The sequence below is a fragment of the Thermonema rossianum DSM 10300 genome (assembly GCF_000426825.1).
Classification (GTDB): Bacteria; Bacteroidota; Bacteroidia; order Cytophagales; family Thermonemataceae; genus Thermonema; species Thermonema rossianum.
The window spans coordinates 156,786-172,588 of record NZ_AUGC01000007.1 but is presented as its reverse complement, the minus strand read 5'-3'; the positions used below and the strand labels follow the sequence as shown (position 1 = coordinate 172,588).

15 protein-coding genes are annotated in these 15,803 nt (G+C 49.2%); 3 read left to right on the top strand and 12 right to left on the bottom strand.

Translation table 11 applies throughout. From position 1 onward, the window contains the following. Positions 1 to 44: 44 nt before the first annotated feature. From K384_RS06400 to K384_RS06385, 4 genes are all read right to left on the bottom strand, one after another. Positions 45 to 1,058, bottom strand: a complete 1,014-nt coding sequence (locus K384_RS06400; protein ID WP_157630080.1) for an SDR family oxidoreductase — start codon at positions 1,056 to 1,058, stop codon at positions 45 to 47. 3 nt (positions 1,059 to 1,061) lie between these two features. After that, on the bottom strand, positions 1,062 to 2,126 hold the full coding sequence (rfbB, locus tag K384_RS06395; RefSeq protein ID WP_038030515.1) for a dTDP-glucose 4,6-dehydratase: 1,065 nt from the start codon (positions 2,124 to 2,126) through the stop codon (positions 1,062 to 1,064). A gap of 71 nt (positions 2,127 to 2,197) precedes the next feature. Next, complete coding sequence (gene galE, locus K384_RS06390) at positions 2,198 to 3,259, bottom strand: UDP-glucose 4-epimerase GalE (RefSeq protein WP_038030513.1); 1,062 nt, start codon at positions 3,257 to 3,259, stop codon at positions 2,198 to 2,200. Positions 3,260 to 3,314: 55 nt separating this feature from the next. Further along, positions 3,315 to 4,487 carry an AIR synthase related protein gene (locus K384_RS06385; RefSeq protein WP_038030511.1) on the bottom strand — a complete coding sequence of 391 codons (1,173 nt, stop codon included), beginning with the start codon at positions 4,485 to 4,487 and terminating at the stop codon, positions 3,315 to 3,317. Between the two features lie 56 nt (positions 4,488 to 4,543). Between K384_RS06385 and K384_RS06380 the strand changes: the two genes are divergently transcribed. Further along, positions 4,544 to 6,103 carry a hypothetical protein gene (locus tag K384_RS06380; protein WP_038030509.1) on the top strand — a complete coding sequence of 520 codons (1,560 nt, stop codon included), beginning with the start codon at positions 4,544 to 4,546 and terminating at the stop codon, positions 6,101 to 6,103. A 5-nt stretch (positions 6,104 to 6,108) separates the two neighbouring features. On the opposite strand, the gene K384_RS06375 is transcribed toward K384_RS06380, so the two are convergent. Together K384_RS06375 and K384_RS06370 are read right to left on the bottom strand one after the other, a co-directional pair. Next, positions 6,109 to 7,266 carry a sensor histidine kinase gene (locus K384_RS06375; RefSeq protein WP_038030507.1) on the bottom strand — a complete coding sequence of 386 codons (1,158 nt, stop codon included), beginning with the start codon at positions 7,264 to 7,266 and terminating at the stop codon, positions 6,109 to 6,111. An 86-nt stretch (positions 7,267 to 7,352) separates the two neighbouring features. Further along, entirely contained in the window at positions 7,353 to 7,838 is a 486-nt protein-coding gene (locus tag K384_RS06370; protein ID WP_038030505.1) for a globin domain-containing protein, read from the bottom strand. 294 nt (positions 7,839 to 8,132) lie between these two features. Here K384_RS06370 and K384_RS06365 point away from each other — a divergent pair, with 294 nt between their 5' ends. After that, positions 8,133 to 9,557: a Glu/Leu/Phe/Val family dehydrogenase gene (locus K384_RS06365; RefSeq protein WP_051633192.1), complete on the top strand. Its 1,425-nt coding sequence runs from the start codon at positions 8,133 to 8,135 to the stop codon at positions 9,555 to 9,557. A gap of 438 nt (positions 9,558 to 9,995) precedes the next feature. Here K384_RS06365 and msrB read toward each other — a convergent pair whose 3' ends face one another. Next, a complete protein-coding gene (gene msrB, locus K384_RS06355; protein ID WP_245605287.1) occupies positions 9,996 to 10,532 on the bottom strand; it encodes a peptide-methionine (R)-S-oxide reductase MsrB in 537 nt (178 codons plus the stop codon). A gap of 20 nt (positions 10,533 to 10,552) precedes the next feature. Then, the gene (locus K384_RS06350) at positions 10,553 to 11,485 is read right to left on the bottom strand and encodes a diacylglycerol/lipid kinase family protein (protein WP_051633182.1); all 933 of its coding nucleotides are present in this window, start codon (positions 11,483 to 11,485) and stop codon (positions 10,553 to 10,555) included. Between the two features lie 110 nt (positions 11,486 to 11,595). On the opposite strand from K384_RS06350, the gene K384_RS13325 reads away from it, so the two are divergent. After that, complete coding sequence (locus tag K384_RS13325) at positions 11,596 to 12,429, top strand: phosphatase domain-containing protein (RefSeq protein ID WP_169737623.1); 834 nt, start codon at positions 11,596 to 11,598, stop codon at positions 12,427 to 12,429. Between the two features lie 4 nt (positions 12,430 to 12,433). Here the strand turns inward: K384_RS13325 and K384_RS06340 are convergent, their stop codons facing one another. The 4 genes from K384_RS06340 to K384_RS06325 are packed head-to-tail and all read right to left on the bottom strand — an operon-like array spanning position 12,434 to position 15,738. Then, on the bottom strand, positions 12,434 to 13,303 hold the full coding sequence (locus K384_RS06340; protein WP_169737622.1) for a M28 family peptidase: 870 nt from the start codon (positions 13,301 to 13,303) through the stop codon (positions 12,434 to 12,436). Positions 13,304 to 13,319: 16 nt separating this feature from the next. After that, positions 13,320 to 13,766 carry a GNAT family N-acetyltransferase gene (locus K384_RS13320; protein ID WP_051633180.1) on the bottom strand — a complete coding sequence of 149 codons (447 nt, stop codon included), beginning with the start codon at positions 13,764 to 13,766 and terminating at the stop codon, positions 13,320 to 13,322. A 59-nt stretch (positions 13,767 to 13,825) separates the two neighbouring features. Then, positions 13,826 to 15,100 (bottom strand): sensor histidine kinase, encoded by a 1,275-nt coding sequence (locus K384_RS06330; protein ID WP_038030499.1) that lies wholly within the window; start codon positions 15,098 to 15,100, stop codon positions 13,826 to 13,828. Next, positions 15,097 to 15,738, bottom strand: a complete 642-nt coding sequence (locus tag K384_RS06325; RefSeq protein ID WP_038030497.1) for a hypothetical protein — start codon at positions 15,736 to 15,738, stop codon at positions 15,097 to 15,099. The genes K384_RS06330 and K384_RS06325 overlap by 4 nt, the downstream gene beginning before the upstream one ends. Between the last annotated feature and the right edge of the window lie 65 nt (positions 15,739 to 15,803).

Below are 15,803 nucleotides of genomic sequence, written 5' to 3'. Positions count from 1 at the left end.
AAGATAGCAAAAAGCCGGTATAAAATCTTTGTTTTACAAGCTTGTCAAGCTTTCGATTTTGTGCTATAAAGCGCTCGATACCATGCCAATGAATGGGCAAGTCCTTCTTCAAGATAATGCTCCGGTTCATAGCCAAGCAGTTGTTGGGCGGCGCCTATGTCGGCGAGGCTGTGGCGCACATCGCCGGGGCGGGGCGCCGTATGGACAGGCTGCACCGCTGTGCCCGTCAGCCGGGCTATATGCTGCCATATATCCAGAACAGTGTATTGCTTGCCACAAGCTACATTGTACACGCGGTTGATGGCTTCTGCTTTCCGGGTGAGCGCTGCCAGCAGGTTGGCTTTTACCGCATTACTTACGAAAGTGAAGTCGCGGGACTGTTGCCCGTCGCCGTGGATGGTGGGGGCGCTGTCTGTCAGGGCTGCTTTCATAAACAGCGGTATGACGGCGGCATAAGGTCCTTCCGGATTTTGGCGGGGACCAAATACATTGAAATAACGCAAGCCCACGTACTCTATGCCATAGGTACGCGCAAACACTTCGGCATATTGCTCATTGATAAGCTTGGTGAGTGCATAGGGCGAAAGAGGCTTTCCTATGATTTCTTCCTGCTTGGGCAGGTGCGGGCTGTCGCCATAAACCGATGAAGAAGAGGCAAAAACCACACGCCGGATGCCTTTCTCTTTGGCTGCATAAAGAATATTCAAGAAGCCGTCCACATTGGTGGCATGGCTCTGCAGCGGTTGGGCAATGCTGCGCGGCACGGAACCTAAAGCCGCTTGGTGCAATACGATGTCTATGCCTTTGCATGCTTGCATGCAAGTGTCGAGGTCGCGAATGTCGCCTTCTACCCACTCTACATTGGGCAGAGCAAGGAAGGGCGCAATGTTTTCGATTTTGCCGGTGCTTAGGTTGTCCATAATACGTACCAGGGCAGCCTTGTGCTCACACAGGTACTCTACCAGGTGAGAGCCAATGAAGCCGGCACCGCCGGTTACCAAAAAACGCAGTTTATGCAAAGAGCCCGGGTGAAAAGGTTTTTTATACAAGTTACTCATGTGTTACGAACGATTTTCGTATTGAATACGGTAATAATCGCGGTAGGCGCCACTGCTTACACGCTCAAGCCATGCTTCGTTTGCCAAATACCAGTCGATGGTTTGGCTTAGTCCTTCTTCAAATTGCACTGAAGGCGTCCAGCCCAGTTCTCTTTGTATCTTGCCGGCATCGATGGCATAGCGCAGGTCATGACCGGCACGGTCTTTCACAAAGGTGATGAGCTGCTCAGAGGTGCCTTCGGGGCGTCCCAGCTTTTCATCCATGAGACGGCAAATAAGCCGTACTACATCTATGTTTTTCCATTCGTTGTGTCCGCCTATGTTGTAGGTGTCTCCCGTTTTCCCTTTGTGATATATCAAGTCGATGGCACGAGCGTGATCGACCACATACAGCCAATCGCGTATGTTTTCGCCCTTGCCATACACAGGAATAGGGCGGTTGTTTTTGATGTTCAGAATGCACAGAGGAATTAGTTTCTCGGGGAATTGGTTGGGTCCGTAGTTATTCGAGCAGTTGGAAAGCACCACCGGCAGTCCATAGGTGTTGTGGTAAGCCCGCACAAAATGGTCCGAAGAAGCCTTCGATGCCGAGTAGGGCGACCGTGGGTCATACGGTGTGGTTTCTGTGAAAAAGCTACTGTCGTTTTCGAGTGAGCCATACACCTCGTCGGTGGATACATGGTAAAACCGTTTGCCTTCATAATTATCTTTCCATGCATGCCGGGCAGCATTGAGCAGGTTCACCGTGCCCACCACATTGGTCATCACAAAATCGATGGGATTGAGGATGGAGCGGTCCACGTGCGACTCGGCGGCAAGGTGAATGACACCGTCAAAGGCATATCTTTGAAAAAGCTCATGCAGGAAGTCTGCATCTACGATGTCCCCCTTCACAAAGGTGTAGTTTGGGGCTGACTCTATATCCTTGAGGTTTTCAAGATTGCCTGCATAGGTGAGCTTGTCAAGGTTCACGATGTGATAATGGGGATATTTCTTTACAAACAAACGCACCACATGAGAGCCTATAAAGCCGGCACCGCCGGTGATAAGTATGGTTTTGTTTTCCATTTTTTGCCTGATTCAACAGTTGCGATTGGTAAAAATAAAAAGAAAGGGGAGAAGTCCTTCTTTTAAGAACTTCATGAGTTGGCTTCTGCTTTTTGCATTTTTTCCAAAATGCCTTTTTCTTTCAAAGCTTTCTGCCATTGCCATGCATCGCGCAAGGCTTCATCGAGGCTGCGGCGTGCTTGCCAGCCCAGCATTTGTTTGGCTTTGTCGGCTTTGGCGTAAATTTGCTCTACATCGCCCGGGCGGCGGGGGGCAAACTTATAAGGCAGCTTGATGCCGTTGACCTGCTCGAATGTTTGTACTACTTCCAGAACCGAATGCCCCTTGCCCGTGCCTATGTTTACGTAATCGTAAAGCGAGGGGGCATCTTGTCGTAGCAGGTAGTCCAGTGCTTTGACATGTGCCTCTGCCAAGTCCATTACATGAATGAAGTCCCGTATGCAGGTGCCGTCCGGGGTATTGTAGTCTTTACCGAAGATAGAAAGCTCGGGGCGAATGCCTGCAGCCGTTTGGGTGATGTAGGGCACCAGGTTGTTGGGAACGCCTATAGGCAGCTCGCCTATATGTGCACTTGGGTGCGCCCCTATGGGATTGAAATAACGCAGGGCTAGTGCTTTCACGGGCATACCTGCCTGTACGCTGTCGCGGATAATCTCCTCACACACCTGCTTGGTATTGCCATAGGGCGACTGTGCCGGCAAGATGGGCGCCGACTCGTCAACGGGTAAGTGCTCCGGCTGCCCGTATACGGTGCAAGACGAAGAAAAAACCAAGTTCGCAACTCCGTATTGCTGCATAAGCTCAAGCAGCACAATTAATGATACAAGGTTATTGTGGTAGTATTTCAAGGGGTGGGCAACAGACTCGCCCACAGCTTTGTAGGCGGCAAAGTGGATGACGCCCTCTACTTTTTCTTTGCTGAATACCTGCTGCATGAAATCGCGGTCGTTGCAGTCGCCTTCATAGAAGCGGGGAAGGATACCGGTAATTGCCCGGATGCCGTCCAGTACGAAAGCGAACGAGTTGCTGAGGTTATCTACGATAACTACCTCGTAGCCGGCTTCTTGCAGGGCTACCACGGTATGGGAGCCAATAAAGCCTAAGCCGCCGGTAACTAATATTGTTTTTTGCATAGGTTAGAACGGTTTGTTGAATATTTACTGCTTCTGTCTCGAGCAAACAAGATGCCTAAGCATACACAAATTCGCCATAGGGTGACCGGATGGCAAGTTTTTTGCCTGATGATGAGGGTTCTACCCGTCCGATAATTTGGGCTTCCACGCCGAAGCTCTGTGCGGCTTCAATGACCACTTGTGCATATTTTTCAGGCAGATATACCTCCATACGGTGCCCCATGTTAAACACCTGATACATTTCCTGCCATTGCATGCCTGTTTGCTCTTGTATGATACGGAACAGTAACGGAGTAGCAAACAAGTTGTCTTTAATTACATGGACATCTTCGACGAAATGCAGCACTTTGGTTTGACCGCCACCGCTGCAGTGCACCATGCCGTGAATGTAGGGGCGTATCTCATCGAATACAGTTTTGAGTATGGGGGCATAAGTACGTGTGGGTGAAAGAACAAACTTGCCCATCGGTATTTTTTGCCCGGCCACTTCTATCAAATCGCCAAGTTGATACTTTCCATTGTAAACCAACCGGTCGGGGATGGCAGGGTCGAAAGTTTCGGGATACTTGCGCCCTACACTTTGATGAAAGACCTCGTGGCGGGCAGCCGTGAGTCCATTGCTGCCGATGCCGCTGTTGTAGGCTTCTTCGTAGGTGGCTTGCCCATAGCTTGCCAAGCCTACAATGACATCGCCGGCCTGAATGCGGCTATTGTCTATAACATCGCTGCGCTTCATGCGGGCGGTAACGGTACTATCCACGATGATGGTACGCACCAGGTCACCCACATCGGCGGTTTCGCCCCCCGTAGTGTACATATGAATGCCGTATTGGCGCATTTTTTCCACGAAGCGCTCTGTGCCGTTGATGATGGCTGCAATCACTTCGCCCGGTATCAGGTTTTTGTTTCTGCCAATGGTAGAAGAGATGAGTATATTGTCGGTGGCACCTACGCACAACAAATCGTCGAGGTTCATCACCAGGGCATCCTGCGCTATGCCTTCCCATACGGACAAATCGCCGGTTTCGCGCCAGTAAGCATAAGCCAAGGCCGACTTAGTGCCCGCACCGTCGGCATGCATGATGAGGCAATACTGCTCGTCGTGGGTGAGGTGGTCGGGAATAATCTTGCAGAAAGCCTTGGGATAAAGCCCTTTGTCTATCTTCTCTATGGCTTTGTGTACATCTTCTTTTGAGGCAGACACGCCCCTTTGGTCGTATTTGTTCATGGCTTTAAAATATTCAGTGCTTTGGCTATTTTGAGCCTGCAAATTACGAAAAACACATGAAAAGGCTTGATGTATCTGCCGGCTTGTCTCGCGAAAAAACAGTAAGCGTGGGCATCCTGCTGTTTTGGCTGCTTTTGTTGTGGGCAAGCTTCGATGGCTTCTATTTTTACGATGATGTTTATTACCTGCGCAAGGCGGTAGAACTGCTGCGGGGCGGTTGGCAGTTGCGTCATGTTATGGATCACCGTTTGGGGCTCTATGCCCCCGTATCGCTTTTTGTTGCTTGGGGGGGCGTGAACGAATGGACCGCCGTGGCTTACCCGGGCTTATGTGTGCTTCTGGTGCTTATCTTGTTTTGGCGTTTTTATGATTGGGGGTGGGTAGCCACACTGTTTTTGATAACCGATTATTACGTGTTCCATTTCGCAGTCAAGCTGTATCCCGATACTGTCCTGATGCTTTGGGTAGTGGCGGCCTGCATGGCATTGGATAAGCGCCATTGTGGGCGTGTAGCCGGGCTGTGGGCTGCTTTAGCGCTGTTTGCTGCTTTCCTGACCAAAGAAACCGTCATATGGATGATGCCTGCGCTGCTGCTGTTTTTCATTCAAGATATGCGCCGCAAGCAATATCTTGCTTTCTGGCAAATGTTGGGCTTCGCCGGCGGCTTGTTATTGGTGCTATATTTTGCCTGTTATGCTTGGGCATTTGGGCATCCTTTGTATCGCTTTTGGCATATTCAAGCAGAGCATAGCCCAAACTATGGCGCCTTTAGTTACTATGACAAGCCATGGATTTACACTTTGCGCCGCATTACCTACCAGCCTTTGTTGATGTTTGTGGGCGCGGATATGTGGGTGGGCTTTTCCGGTGCCATGGTTGCTCTGATAGCAAGTTGGCGCAGCGGGCGGCGCTTGTCTGTATGGGGTGTTGTCTTTTTGAGCATGCTGGGAATGTTCTGGTTCTTTACGACTTCTTTTCGTTATTATAATCCTATCACATTACATGCCCGTATGGTCTTGCCATTGGTGCCTTTGGCAGCAGCCGTCATAGGGCGCAATTTTTTTTCTTTAAATAAAAAGGCTTTGGCAGTGTGGGGGTGTTTGTTATGGGCGGCTTCCTTGTGGGTATCCTACCAAGGGAATCATGCTTTGGCAGCAGTTTACTTCCTTAAAGGAGCAGTGTTGTGGGGGGGCACGTTTTTTCGAACGGTGCCGTACCGGGCAGTTCTGTCTGTTTTAATTGCTTTGAGTTTTATACATCCTGCGTATGCAGCTTACAAAGCCCGCACGCAGGGAAGCTATTGGGACGAAAAGTATCTTCTGCACAAGTATTTTTCAAAGGGTAAACAAGAAGACTGTTTGGTGAGCGATAACCGCTTGGCTACGGGCGGTGATTTTTATTTTGCTTTTCGAAAAGATGCGCCCGCCCTCTATGATTTGATGCTCGTTGACGATACCACCTTGCAAGCGTGCCGCTCCGTGTGGCTGTTAAAAAACAAAAGCAGTTGGAACGAATTCCGCCTGCTGGGGCGGGATTATGAGGCTGTTTTTAACAGCGGGGCATGGGAGCCGGTGGAGTGCCGGGGAAATGTTTGTTTGTACCGGAAGCGCCGGTAAGTTGCTTATGCTTGAGCTTGCTCTTTCAGCTCCTTCACTTTACGGTGATAGTTTTTGGGCAAGCGAACACGGAAGAGCGTCCCCATGCCTTCTTCGCTCTCACATTCAATACTACCATACAGGGCTTCTACCAGTTGTTTGCAAATAATGAGCCCCATACCGGGCGATGACTCGGCGCCGGTCGGTTTATTTTTAAACATACCGGGTTCGCCGCTTTGAAAGAGGCGCTCGCGGTCTTCTTTACAAATGCCGGGGCCCTCATCTTCTACTTCTATGATGACCTCGTCGCCATGGTCCAGAAGGCGCACAAATATTTCGGAATGTTTGGGCGAGAACTTAATGGCATTGGATAACAATTGGGCAATGATACGCCGCACCAAAAAAGAGTCGCTGCGCATCTCTATTTCTTCCCGGTTACGCTCTATTTGTATGACTTGCTCTTTGGCATAGGCATAGTTGCGAAAAGAGCGCAGCAGCTCGTCGAGCAGCTCTACCACATCAAAAGTTTCTACCCGGATCTCTTCCTTGTATTTCTCTATGTCTCGAATGTCTATGAGGTTTTGCAGGGTGTTCAGCCCGTCCATTGCTACTTGCAATATATTTTGAATGTATTCTTTTTGGTTGGGCGTGAGGCGGTCATAGCCTTCGTCTAAACGAAGCAGGTCAACTAGAGAAATAATGCGGTTGAAAGGCATGCGCAGGTCTTTACTGACCATTTTGGCAATTTGGTTGCGCTCGTCGCTGAGTTGGCTCAACCGCAGGTTTTGCTGAATTAAAGCATTTTCGGAGCGTTCGAGCTCAAATTTTTTATTTTCAAGCTCTCTTTTGCTTTTTTCCAGACCTGCTTTTATTTTTTGATACTGTATGAAAAATAAAAGCAACACCAGCAGCAGCACGATCATCAAGACCAGTCCCAGGCGCATAGCCTGCTTTTCTTTGTCCACGGCTTCTTCCATCTCTTGCTGTGCCTGCCGGGTGGCATTCAAAAGGCTGTCTTGTATGGCAATCTCTTTTTTGGCATAGCGAAGTGCTTCCCGGTATTCCTGCCTTTGTTCTTTTTCCTGTATAAGCTTATACAGGCTGTCGCTTGTGTGAGGTATGGTTTGTGCGTAGGCTTGAAAGCATAGGCATAGCCCCAAAATAAAATATAAGGCAGGTTTCATAGTGCATCAATAACTTTTCCCTGACACTAATTTAGGGAAAAAATGAAATTGTCAAAGCAATTGTTTGAGGAAAGTCCGTGGGGCACTCAACTCGCTACTTTTAATACCTGCTTGGCATTCTCTACGGCTTGTTGATAATCGCTGCCGCTGCTCATGTGCTCAATGACCGCTTCCATCATAATAAACATGACCTTTCGCATGGCTTGGTCCGTGGTTTCGGTCCATTTGTCGCCCATGGCTTCGGCCAATACCGACAGCAGCAGGTTGATGAAGGGCAGGTAGTATTCCGGCTTTACGTTGTATTGCTTGTGGCGTTCGGCCAATGCTTTGACCTCTTCCCGGATATTGTGAATCTTATCCAGTTTGCTGATAATCAATGTCAGCACATTGACCAGCTTTTGCCCTTGATGTTCCATGTTACCTTTGAACAGGTGTTGCATGTGAGGATAAAGGGCAAACAAACGCTCATAAAAGCGCAAGCCCCATTCTTTTTTGTGTACGAGCAGCTGAACCCATACTTCTTTTACAGCGGCTTTTTCTTCAGGGGATAATTGAATCAATGAGGTACTCATAAGAAAAATTTTAAAGTGGATGTTTGTAGTGTGCAAATATAGGAAGTAATTTAGTTGCTATGGCAACTAATGTGAAGGGAGCAAAAAAATAACGATGAAGCAAGATGCAAAGGAGCAAATAAACTAAGGCAGCAAGGCAGGAATAGCTTATTTCTCTGTAAGATAGAAAAACGTTAGCTTGATAGCAAGTGACGAATCGTTATTTTGAATGTTTTTTACAAAAAATTGCTATTGTATCTTTATTTTTTACAAACTTTGCACGAAGATTCCATCTATTTTAAAACCCAATTGTCTATGAACAAGATAGCAGATCAGGGCACCAAGTTTATGAACGACGTGCTGTACTATTTCGACAAGGCAGCGCGTCATACCAAATGGGACAAGGGTTTGATTCAACAAATCCGCGTCGCCAATAGTGTGTATAAGGTGATGTTTCCCGTAGAAATCGACGGAAAAGTAGAGGTGATAGAAGGTATTCGTGTGCAGCATAGCCACCATAAATTGCCAACCAAAGGCGGCATCCGCTACAGCAGTTATGTATCGGAAGACGAGGTGAAGGCACTGGCTACCTTGATGACCTTTAAGTGTGCGGTGGTCAATGTACCTTTTGGAGGTGCCAAAGGCGGGGTGAAAATCAGCCCTACCAAGTATAGCGAAAGAGCATTGGAAAAAATCACCCGCCGTTTTGCTGCTGAACTGATTCGCAAAAACCTGATTGGTCCTTCTTTGGATGTGCCTGCGCCGGATTATGGTACCGGTAGCCGCGAGATGGCTTGGATTATGGACACCTATCTGGCTTTTAAACACGGCGATACCGACGCCCAAGGTTGTGTAACCGGTAAACCCATAGGGGCAGGTGGTATTCGCGGACGCACGGAAGCCACCGGCTTGGGGGTATTTTTCGGTATTCGTGAATTCCTCGATATAGAAGAAGAGGTGGCTAAGCTGGGCTTGAGCCGTGGCATAGAGGGCAAGCGCATTATTGTGCAAGGCTTGGGGAATGTGGGCTATCACGTAGCCAAATTCTGCCAAGAAGCGGGTGCCATCATTGTAGGTATTGCCGAGCGGGAAGGGGGCATCTATTCCAAAAAAGGACTGGATGTAGATGACGTGTTTCAATTTAGAAAAGATGGAAACCTCATCACGCAGTATCCTGAGGTAGAGCACTACGACGAGCCCGAAGCATTGCTTGAAATGGAATGCGACATTTTGATACCGGCGGCTTTGGAAAACCAAATCCATGCTGAAAACGCACCGCGTATCAAGGCAAAAGTAGTAGCCGAGGCAGCCAACGGTCCTGTGACACGTGAAGGCGAAGAAATTTTGCATCAAAAAGGCGTGGTCATTCTGCCTGACTTGTGGCTGAATGCCGGCGGGGTAACCGTGTCTTATTTCGAATGGCTGAAAAACCTGGCCAACGTGCGTTTCGGTCGTATGGCCAAGCGTGCCGAAGAACGCAAATATTCGATGATAGTAAGCACCATAGAAAAACTGACCGGCAGAAGTTTGACACCCGAAGAAAAAGCCATGCTTATTCAGGGCGCTGATGAAAAAACCTTGGTGCATTCCGGATTGGAAGACACCATGATTGAGGCTTTCCACGAAATGCGCGAAACCTTGCTGACCGTGCCCGGTGTTACCGATTACCGCACGGCTGCTTTCTTCAACGGTATCAACAAGGTAGCTTTGAGCTATCAAATGATGGGCTTGTTCCCCTGATGTGTAGAAACTACCAATGTAGTAGATAGCAAAGCCCCTCACTATGAGGGGCTTTTTGTTTTGAGTGTGTTATCCAAAAAACAGGGTATGTATCAATATTATATTGGCGCCGGTTGTCGCTTTGAACTTCACACAGCTTGTCATTTCGAACGAGTGAAGCGAGTGAGGGATCGCCGTCAAACCCAAGTTATACGAGGCAAAGAGATTTCTCGCTACGCTCGAAATGACAAGGGGAGAGTGTTAGAAAAGGATACTTTTAGAAGAAGAAAAAGCTATTTGAGATTTCTCACCTCACTGCGTGAGGTGAGAAATCTCAACCTCATCCCGTCAAGCCACAGGAAACAAAGAGCTTTTTCGCCTATGCTCGAAATGAAAAGGAAGCGAAATGACGAAGAAGGAAAGCCCGGCTGATTTTAGCTTGCACTCTCGTGGTTCTTCTTATTCAGAAGACTTGTTTGCATCATCTTCTTCTTTTTTGAAGTCCATTGCCACCGAATTGATGCAGTAGCGCTTACCCGTAGGTGCCGGGCCATCGTCGAAAATGTGCCCTAAATGACTCTTGCAGCGTGCACACAGCACTTCTATGCGGTACATGCCGTGGCTGTAGTCATCTTGAAAGACAACAGCGCCGGGAAGGGCGTCGTAAAAGGCAGGCCAGCCACAACCGGAGTCGTATTTGGTGCCGGAGGGGAACAGTTCGTTACCACAGGCTGCACACACATAGGTGCCTGTTTCTTTGTGTTTATAGAATTTGCCGCTGAACGGCGGCTCGGTGCCTTTTTGGCGCAGTACCCGGTATTGTTCGGGGGTAAGTATCCGGCGCCACTCTTCTTCGGAAGTGGGGAGGGGGTGTTTGGGCTTGTCCATGGCTATACTTTTTTGTGAGGTTTCTTTTTGGTTCTGTTGAGGGCTTTGGCCACAGGCAGTCAGGGGGCTCATCAGCAAAAAGCTACTGATAATTAGTCGATAAAGCATGGGCTTGTCTCTTGTGTTTGCTAAGAAAACAATGAAAACCCGTTGTTTGTTTGCTCTTGGGGGCAGAGAATGGGAATAGCTTGTTTTTTCAGACGCACAACCACCTTTTTATGCTTGCCCATGGGCTCGCCGTCCACTTGCAGCTCTTCGGCTTTTTTTAAATAGAGCTCGGCATAATCGGTTTGCCATATCTTGCTTAGTCCTCTTTGCAGGTGTCTGTCCGAAAAGAACAGAGGCAGTGCCAGCAGCAGACGCCACCACTGAATGGGGCGGATGAGCACCAGTTCAAACTTGCCGTCGTTGGCACGCCCCACAGGGTTGATGAGCGCCCCGGTTCCATAGCGTTGCATGTTGGCAATGACCAAGATATAGGCTTTTTTGCTAAACCACTTGCGCTCTTGGGCGTGCGGCAGGTGAAAGCGTATTTTGAAAGGGGTGAGCGAGCGCCGCTCTTGCAAATAGAGTTTGAAATATCCCCACCACCCGCGTACTTCTTCTTCCTGAAAACGGTGAATGACCTTCGCATTGAAGCCTATGTCGGCAAGGTGCAAAGTCAGTGATTTGTTTACATACAAGGCATCCAGTTTGTAAACTTGCATTTGCGGCAGGGCTTGCAGGGCTGCTTGCGGGTCGGTAGGAATACGCAAGGAGGTGGCCAAACCATTGGCAGAACCAAAGGGGATGATGCCCAGCACCGCATCGCTTCCTTGCAGGCTTTCGGCTACCAATTTGCAGGTGCCGTCGCCGCCCACCGCCACCACCACTTGTGGTTTTTCTTTTTTTATTGTTTCTTCTATACTTTGCCGGTCGTTATTGCCGGTCGTTTTGTAAATATGTAATTCATAGTTATGGTTTTGCGCCCATTGGGGAAGGTGTTGCAAAAAAGTGCTTTTGTCACGCCCCCCCGAAATGGGATTGACCACAAACAAAAAACGTTTCAATTCGTGAGACATATATGTTACCGGCTTTACTAAGAAAAATATTGAAAATACGCCCGCATCCCTGCTTTCAGGCTTGCGTTGCGTACGCTAATAATACGAAAATTTGTGTAAAAGGACATGTGGTGGAGTGTAGTGAAACCTCTGCCCGGCAGTCCTCTTCTTTTTGGCGTCCTTTGCGTTTGTTGTTGCGCCGCTATTTGGCAAGAGGCATTGAGCATGTGCCCGTGGTCCTTTATGAACAGGACCGCCGCCATGTGCACACCACGGGCCAAGACGGAAGTTTTAGCTTTGAAGTAGAAGCAAGCGGCTTCATGCCATCTTCTGTTCGGTTGGGAATGGAAGCCCACCGCGTGTATATACAAATACCGTTGCATAAACCCCGGGAACATACGCCCTATATTGTGGTGTCGGACGTAGACGACACCGTACTGAAAACACATGCCACCCGTTGGTGGAAGCGCCTGCAATACCTCCTGTTTTATGACACACACAGACGGAAAGCCGTCCCCGGCATGCAGGCATTTTATGCTTCCTTAATAAGGCGCGAGGCTGCCCCGCCTTTGTTTTTTTATGTATCCAACAGTGAGTGGAATTTGTTTGACTTGATTCACGACTTTCTAAAAATCAACCATTTCCCTGACGGCTGCTTGTTGTTACGCGAGCGTGTGCACCACTGGAAGACACTCTTTCAAAAAAAGCATTCGCACAAACGCACGACCATTGAACACCTTTTGGAAATGTATCGGCTGCCTTTTGTGTTGATAGGCGATAGCGGGCAACAAGACCCCTCCATATATGCCCATTTGGTGAAACGCTATCCCCGGCGCATAAAGGGCGTTTATCTGCGCCTGATAAAAGAAAAACACCGGCACACGCCCCGCCTCAAGCAGCTTGAAGCAGCTTGCGCCGCTCATCATATTCCTTGCCATGTGTTTACCGAGCCCCCGGCTCCCTGAGTGCCTACAGCTGCTTGTCGATGAGCAGGGCAAGTTGAGCCAAATACTTTACTACCTTCAAATAAAAGTCCCGGTCTATTTTGTCGTAATCATCGGTAGGGCGGTGGTAGTCGGGGTGGTCTTCTACGCCGAAATAAAGGAACGGGATGCCCTTTTGGTGAAAGGCATAATGGTCAGAGGCGTTGGTCCAGTCTTGGGTGCCCAGCTTGGGGGTGTCGTGCCCAAAGGCAATGCGCAGCCCCGGTGGGGGCACACAGCGCTCCACCAGCGGACGCAATTTGGGGTAATGAGCAGTACCGCATACATACAATTCGTGGCGGCTGCTGCGACTCAGCATGTCGAAATTGAGATTGAGCACGATGTTTTTTAGTGGCACTGGTGGCTTGTTGACAAAAGCCCGGGCACCCAATAGGCCGTCTTCTTCGGCATCGAAGAACACAAACAACCACGAATAGCGCAGTGAGCTTTGTTGGTTCAGGACAGTAGCCAGCTGCAGGGCAGCAGCCACCCCGGAGGCATTGTCGTCGGCGCCATTGAATACCTGCCCTTCCTGCACGCCCAGATGGTCGTAGTGGGCACTCACTACAATGTACTTTTCACTTTGCCCCTTGATGTATGCCACCAGGTTGATGCCTTCGCCCTGTGGGTAGTTGAATGTATGGCTATAGTTGGGCGCAAAGCCCTGCAGCCCGATTTCTTTTAAACGGCGAACAATATAAGCCCGTGCTTGGCGGTTGCCTTCGGTGCCTGTTTTTCTGCCCTGCATGTTGTCGTGGGCAAGCACCTGCACATCGTGGAAGAGCATGGCCGGATGCACCTCTTGAGCCACTGCGCCCGGCGGCTGTCCCAAGCAGAAAAGCAGGAGCCAAGCCACGGCAAAAAGATACGGTTTACAAGGTGATGGCATAGCGGGTGCTGTATTCTTTAAATCCTTTTTGTTTTGCCCATGCTTTGGCTCTATCGTCCACCATTACGAAGTCAAGAAATATCTTGCTGCATTTTTTGGTTTTGGCATAATCTACCAGCCAGTCGATAATGGCAGATGCCAGCCCCTGATGACGGTACTTCTTTGCCGTCGCAAGTTCATCAATGAAAATATACTTGCCCCATGCCAAGTTTTCGCCTACGCGAAATCCTACCAAAGAAGCGGCAATGCCCTCTTTTTCGATATAAGCCAGGTTATAGCCCTCTACCTGCAACTTCCGGATTGCAAACAAAAAAGCGTCGTCTTCCTGTGGTATATGCGGATATAGTTCGCGTAAAATGTGTTTGCAACGCAGCACAGCTTCGTCAGACAATGCCAGTTGAATGGTTTCTACAGAAGCTTTGGTATTCATGTCCGTAAAAATTTTAGTCAATTCCCTTTTAGCCAAAATATACAAAATTTTCGAAAAAACTACGCTTCAGGAAAAAACAAATAAAAAGTACTTCCTTTGCCTTCTTGGCTTTTGAAGGTCAGGTGCCCGCCCATTTGTTCGGTAAGCTGTTTGGCAATGAACAAGTCCAGCCCGCTGCTGTCTTCGCCTTGAGTGGGGCGGGGGCTGAGGGTTTGAAAGCGTTTAAACAAACGACTTTGCTCTTTTTCGGGAATGCCCGGTCCTTCATCGCGGACGCCTATGATGACCTGGCCGCCTTCGGCATAGCTGCTGAGCTCTATGCACTTGCCCGGTGGCGAATACTTGATGGCATTGGAAAGCAGGTTTTCCATCACTTCCATGAGCAGCTTTTTGTCGGCGCGAATATGCAGGGGGCGTTTATCGAAGCTCACAAAGGGGCGCAGTTGCTTTCGCTTGAGTGAAGGAAGCTGCAGTTCCAAACACTCGTGTAGCAGCTCATTGACGGGCAGCCGCTCGATTTGCATTTCTATTTGTCCCGTTTGCCGGGCGCGCTCGCTTAGTATTTTATTGATACGTTCTCTTTGCTGTTCCACTACCTTAAGGATGCGCTCATAAGCCTCGGTTTGCTGTTGGTTGAAACTGCCGCTCAGGCGCATCACATCCAACAAGCCCATAATATTGTGTAAGGGGGTCTTCATGTCGTGTGCGATAATCTGCATCAATTGTACTTGTTTGTGGTGGAGTTCTTCCAGCTCTTGTTTTTGCTGCTGCAACATATGCGCTTGCTGCTCAATGGCTATCCGTGCTTTTTTGAGTGAAGAAGACTGACGATAGGCTTCATAACCGAAGGCAAGGCAATAAAAAGCCATGACCATAGAACATATGACGGCATTTAAATAGTTGGGCGGGGTAAGGTACCAATGCCCCCCCTCGATGAGCACGGTAGCCCCAAAGCCTGCCATTTCGGCAAGAAGGAGGACCGGGCTGTGGCGCCACCCACGCAGTGCAACATGGCTGCCAAATAGCATGGCGTTGAGTGTAATGGAAATGACCGGCGGCAAACCAAACACATGAAGTGTATAGCCCAGCAACACGGCATCGGGCAAGAGAAAGTGCTGCCGCCACCATACGTGCTGCTCCAGGTAGGCGAAAAGCCAATGGATAAGGTGTGGGTAAAGCAAAGAAAAGCCCATTAAAAAGTAGAGCTGTGTTTTGTGCACCTGTACATATTGTTCAAAGTTGATAAGGCATAAAACAAATGCCAGACTATAGGCAATTAGCCGGAAAGGGTAGGCGATGCGGGCAGTGGCGCTCTGTGGTAAGCGTAGTATCATAAGGCAAACGGTTCTGAAAGAAACACATCTTGATAAATTTTTTCCCACTCTGCAATCAGTGCATGCGGGCACAGGGCAGTGGCACCGGGCTGCCGGCTTTTTGCCATGTTTTCATAAAGAGAGTGATAGGGAACATGAGGCAGAAAGGGCAGCAGCGACTGCAATTGTGTGATGCGGTTGCCCAAACGGCGCTGCAGGGCTGCTGCCTGCTCTTCCCTTGCCTTAGGGGCGATATGCTTGTGGTGCTCTTCCAAGAAAGCAAGAAAACCCAGCGAAGCACGCCAGTCACCGGCTTCAAAGCCGAAAGCAAAGGCATGAGGCAAGGGCGGCGTGGAAGAATAGTAGCGTATGTAAGCGTGAAAAATGGCTTTGCCCCACTGAAAATACGCATGGCTGTTGTGGGGTGGGTGCTGCTGCTTGCGGAAGCCGGGCAGCGGAAAATGGGCATGTATATCCGCAAAAACGCCTAATGCTTCCTGCGCGCTACGTGCTACGCGTGGCAACACCCGCGCGCAAAACAAGGCTGAGCAGGCACCGTTGTGGCTTTGTAGCCATTCGTATAGATGACAGGCTTGCCCGTGGCGGCTGATATGGTAAGCCCGGGCACTGCATTTTAGCAAAGAAGAGAGCGTAAGCATAAGGGCATGGGGCTTCGACCTATTCCAAAATAAAAATCTTTTTGCATTATTGCCAATAAATGAAA